This window comes from Weissella thailandensis (assembly GCF_005405465.1).
Classification (GTDB): Bacteria; Bacillota; Bacilli; order Lactobacillales; family Lactobacillaceae; genus Weissella; species Weissella thailandensis.
Window position 1 is genome coordinate 1 of record NZ_BJEC01000035.1, and the last position, 4,578, is coordinate 4,578.

The 4,578-nt window shown below is 40.1% G+C and carries 5 protein-coding genes; all 5 read right to left on the reverse strand.

Annotated features, from left to right (window positions below; translation table 11 throughout):
- Nucleotides 1-385: 385 nt before the first annotated feature.
- The gene (locus FFM62_RS09875; RefSeq protein WP_115471747.1) at nucleotides 386-1,087 is read right to left on the reverse strand and encodes an NAD-dependent protein deacylase; all 702 of its coding nucleotides are present in this window, start codon (nucleotides 1,085-1,087) and stop codon (nucleotides 386-388) included.
- 10 nt (nucleotides 1,088-1,097) lie between these two features.
- Nucleotides 1,098-2,048, reverse strand: coding sequence for an IpaB/EvcA family protein (locus FFM62_RS09880; RefSeq protein WP_115471748.1), 951 nt, complete (start codon nucleotides 2,046-2,048; stop codon nucleotides 1,098-1,100).
- A gap of 15 nt (nucleotides 2,049-2,063) precedes the next feature.
- On the reverse strand, nucleotides 2,064-3,329 hold the full coding sequence (locus tag FFM62_RS09885; protein ID WP_115471749.1) for a hydroxymethylglutaryl-CoA reductase, degradative: 1,266 nt from the start codon (nucleotides 3,327-3,329) through the stop codon (nucleotides 2,064-2,066).
- A 149-nt stretch (nucleotides 3,330-3,478) separates the two neighbouring features.
- Nucleotides 3,479-3,949: a MerR family transcriptional regulator gene (locus FFM62_RS09890; RefSeq protein ID WP_115471750.1), complete on the reverse strand. Its 471-nt coding sequence runs from the start codon at nucleotides 3,947-3,949 to the stop codon at nucleotides 3,479-3,481.
- A 295-nt stretch (nucleotides 3,950-4,244) separates the two neighbouring features.
- Nucleotides 4,245-4,578 (reverse strand): IS3 family transposase (locus FFM62_RS09895; protein ID WP_137604531.1); only part of this gene is annotated, 334 nt, incomplete at its 5' end.

Genomic DNA, 4,578 nt, shown 5'->3' on the forward strand with positions numbered 1-4,578 from the left:
ATTTACTAGCGAATTGACTTCGCAAATGTTTTGTATCAAGTAAAATACTTGATGACCCTACACATTTGTTTCATCGAAACGATATTCAGTTTTCAATGGTCTACGTTGTTGTCTCTCTGACGACTTAATCTATATTACAGGACAACCATTTGATTGTCAACAACTAATTTAAATCATTTTTTTAAATCAGTTTTCAGTAATTCGTTGGTCTCGCTCGACCACTTAAATATAATAACAGTTAATTTAATGTTCGTCAATAGATTGGTCTTATTATTTTTTTACGAACGTTTTATCGAACTAAAATGACTAGTCAACATAGAAAAGATCCGTCACCCATCCAAAGGACAGATTACGGATCTTTTCTATATATACTATTACGCGAAACCTATACTTGTAGTTCCGAGAAAAATTCACGTGCATCCCCGACAACCTGCTTAACATGAGCTGGTGCTGGAATTTGTTCCAAGTTAACTGCTAATACTGGTACATTAGGACGAGCGTACTGTAAAAGCCCAGCAAATGGGTAAACCACAAAGCTTGTTCCAACAATAACAACTAAATCTGCTTGGGTCATCCATTGTGCTGCCTCATCTACTCTAAATGGGATCTCACCATATAATGTAATTGCTGGACGTAACAAAGCACCATCTTCGCGGTAAGGTGACTGCAAGTATGCATCCACATCACTAGGCTTACCATCTGTCGTTGAATAAATATTATACAATGAACCGTGGAACTCAATCACATTTTTAGCCCCTGCTTTTAAATGTAGACCATCGACATTTTGCGTAATAATGCGGGCACGATTCTTTTGCGTCAACGTAGCCATTTTCTCGTGAATAATATTAGGTTGTGCAGCTGGAAAGTACATATTTTCCTTAGCAAATTCATACATTTTTTCTGGCTCACTTGCTAACGCTTCTGTACTTAATAAATACTCGGGGCGTAACGCAATACCATCATAGATACCACCCTTTGACCGATAATCTGGAATCCCCGAGGCAGTTGATACCCCTGCACCTGTCAAAAAGACAATGTTTTTCGCATTATCAATCAATTGTTGTATATCTGGCGTTACTAATGTCATTATTTCCTCCTTATCGTATCGCAAATGGTTGACCCAACTTTGTCAGCACCTCTTTAACGGGTGTTTGGTAAAGTTCCTTAAAGAAATCGGCCAATTTATCTTCTGGAGCAGCCAACACGAAACTATTTTGTCCTGAATTTTTTAATAATCCGGCATAGGCTTCTTTATCTGTATTACGATCTATCATCGTCATATGCTTGATATCAAATACTTGTGCTAGTGGCAAACGCAATTGACGTTCTGACAAGACCGGAGTCAGGGTTGCAAATTCACTAGCATAAATTTCTGGCAAATCCCAAGCTACCATCTGCTCATCAAACATTGCAAAGGCCGTCACAACCGCACGGTGAACAGTAAATGGATCCTTAATATCATCAATACGCATGGCATCTGCAATTTTTTTAGCTGCTGACCAAGCCTTTGGGTAAGATTCGGTCATTGTTTCAGCAATGGCTGTCGTATCACTTGGCACCGCATGTAAAAATACTTGTAAATCTAATAATGTTAACAGGCGCAATGCTGCTTCCCCATTATTATCAGCTGTTTCTTTTGACAATGTCTGCTGTACACCAGCAAGGACACCTTTAACCACATCATCAGTCAGTAAACCATGAGCTGCTTGCTCGCGATAAACAATTGCTCGTAATGCTGGTTGATAAAGGTAGGTTGTCATAATCATTAATTGATGCGTTAATTCCGCATCATCATCCTTTAATTGGAAGTAAACCTGTGGGTACCCATTCAAAGTCAATAGCATCATCAATAATTCAGAAGTTGCTAAAAAGTCAGGCGCCGTCCCATCATTCACTTCAACCATTAGTCGTGTTCCCAACATTGAAGTTGATACTTGGTCATGGGTAATCGCACCACTGGCTTCCTCATTACCTCGTAAAATAACTGAGCCCGGATACAATGCATTCACCTGATCTAATAACGTTATTGTTTCTTTTGCAAATTTCATTTCTCTATCCCATCTTTATTGTTCTGCATTTACATGCCGCATTTCCAGTAACAATTGCTGTGCCATTGATGCGTTTATTTGTGATGACTGATTTAATTGTGCAACTAATAGGTCGACTTCATTGTCCTTGGCGCCAACCTGAATTGCCAGCGATTTGGCTTGTAAAGCCATATGGCCTGCCTGAATGCCTGTTGACACTAATGCGCGCAATGCTGCCAGGTTCTGAGCCAACCCTGTCGCAATGATAATGCTTGCCAATTGCTCAGCATTCGGATTATCCATAATATGATGGTTTAACTTTACTGCTGGCACGATACCAATCGAGCCACCAACGACACCGACTGACATTGGCATTACTGTCCGACCAATTAATTGATCATCGATAACTTGCCATGAAATTAAACCACTATATTGGCCATCATGAGCAGCATAAGCATGCAAAGCAGCATTCACAGCCCTTGTATCATTACCACTTGCAAGTACAACTGCTTCAATACCATTCAAAATACCTTTATTCGCAGTCACCGCACGATGTGGTGATAATTCTTCCATATGACTTGCGGCAGCAATCTTTTCGGCAACCACCTGACCAGGCAGCCCTTGTTTCGTTGCTAATGCCGTCACCGGAATGGCAACTTCCGCCTCAACTAACGATTCGGTACCATAATTAGATAAAATCGCCATCAAGACTTGATACCCTTTTTGGCGTAATTGTGTTGCCACCGCCTCCGCCATTGTGTTGACTGTATTTGCCCCCATGGCTTCCTTAGTATCCACTAGTACGTTGACTGCGACCGTTGTTTCATCCAGCACGTCAACCGTTAATCGCTTAGCGCCACCACCACGAGCTGCCATCGATGGATGGGCATCATTGGCGATTTGCAACAACTCGGTCATATGGTTCTGGACTAACCTTTGTAAACTTGCAATATCTGAAAGATTAACAATGATAACCTGACCACGCATTAAATGTTCTTGTCGCTTGGTCGTCACACCATTACCGTACCGCATCATGCGGGCACCATTATTGGCTGCAGCAATCACGCTGGGTTCCTCAGTTGTCATTGGCACAATCATTTCACGTCCATTGACTGGTAATTGCAATAATAACCCCGTTGGTACACCAAAATTATAGATATAATTTTCTACTTGTTGGGCACCAATATGGTCATAACTGTTTTGCATTAATTGTTGTTCTGCAGTTGTTAAATTTTGATTATTGGTCAAAATGGTTAAGCGTTCTGACCATGGACGTTTATAAAAACTATGCCAATTTGCCATGACTATTCCTCTTTGTTTAATCTACTATTAGTTTAACAGTTATTAATGAAAATTTGCGCCCGCTTTATATAAAAACATCCCCCAATCACACGCCAAATGAAAAATATTTCAAATGGTCCTTATGATCACGAGATGTTAATTTATACTATCTATTCAATACTTTCTGCGTAACCTGCCCAAGGTCGAACACTGTACTTCACTTTATTATTTTCATCTATACGTGCGTACAAGCGCTGTGTTTCTTCTTCATCAAAAAATCCCAAATCAACAGCGGGGGTTTCATCTAACAAAACAACATCTTGCACAGCATTTTGCATCACATCATGCAGTACTTGCCAATTTCTTTGATGTTCATTTGTCTTTTTGACAGCGCCCTTTAATGTGTACCCTTCGTCTAAAAATTCTTTAATAACGGCAACAGTGACGTAGGCTGTATAGTTATAGACACGTGCATCCTGTTCTCCTTCACGCTCTAATGAAGAAATAATACCTTTGCTCTCCCAATAACGTAATTGACGTGTTGACACACCAGTCATCGTCGCCAACTCACCAATACGGAACTGAAACAATTCAGATGCTAAAGCCTTCATTCGAAAATGATGTACTCCTGAAAATGCCATAACCCTCTCCTTCATATATAATCGACTTTATTGTCAGGTTATCTAACAATTTTGTCAACTTCGTTAAAGATAGCACAAGATATCATAGTGTGACATAAAGACGCTTTGAAGCCGGTGTGTAATGTAGTTTACGTCATTTTTGGCCGCAGCGAAGCGTAGGACAGGAATGGCGTAAATTTCATTACATTGAGGTTTCAGTCTTTTGGAGCGCGTTTAGAGCGTGATAAAAAATGGTTTAAAGCCGGTTGTAACAAAAAAGGTTGAGTGAACTGAACCCCAAAAATTGGAGAGAAGTTTAAGCAACTAGCTGGTCGGAAAGACTTCGGTATTGAACCGGAGTTTTTCCGGCCAGCTTTGTTTTAATCCGTTTATTGTTGTAGTAATAGATATAATTATTGACGGCAGACTTCAGCTCGTCATAGTTTTGATAATGGTTATTATGGACAGTTCCTACCTTCAAGAGATGAAAGAAGCTCTCCGCCATAGCATTATCTAGACAGGTCGCTTTGCGACTCATACTTTGAAACACATGGTTGTTCTGCAAACGTGAGACATATTCATAATTTTGATACTGGAATCCCTGGTCAGAGTGGATTGTTAAACGGTAATTTAATTTGGGTCTAGTATTT

Bases quoted from the DNA above. Each gene is read 5' to 3' on its own strand.
- FFM62_RS09875 (WP_115471747.1), bottom strand. From the start codon at position 1,087: ATGACATTAGTAACGCCAGATATACAACAATTGATTGATAATGCGAAA.
- FFM62_RS09880 (WP_115471748.1), bottom strand. From the start codon at position 2,048: ATGAAATTTGCAAAAGAAACAATAACGTTATTAGATCAGGTGAATGCA.
- FFM62_RS09885 (WP_115471749.1), bottom strand. From the start codon at position 3,329: ATGGCAAATTGGCATAGTTTTTATAAACGTCCATGGTCAGAACGCTTA.
- FFM62_RS09890 (WP_115471750.1), bottom strand. From the start codon at position 3,949: ATGGCATTTTCAGGAGTACATCATTTTCGAATGAAGGCTTTAGCATCT.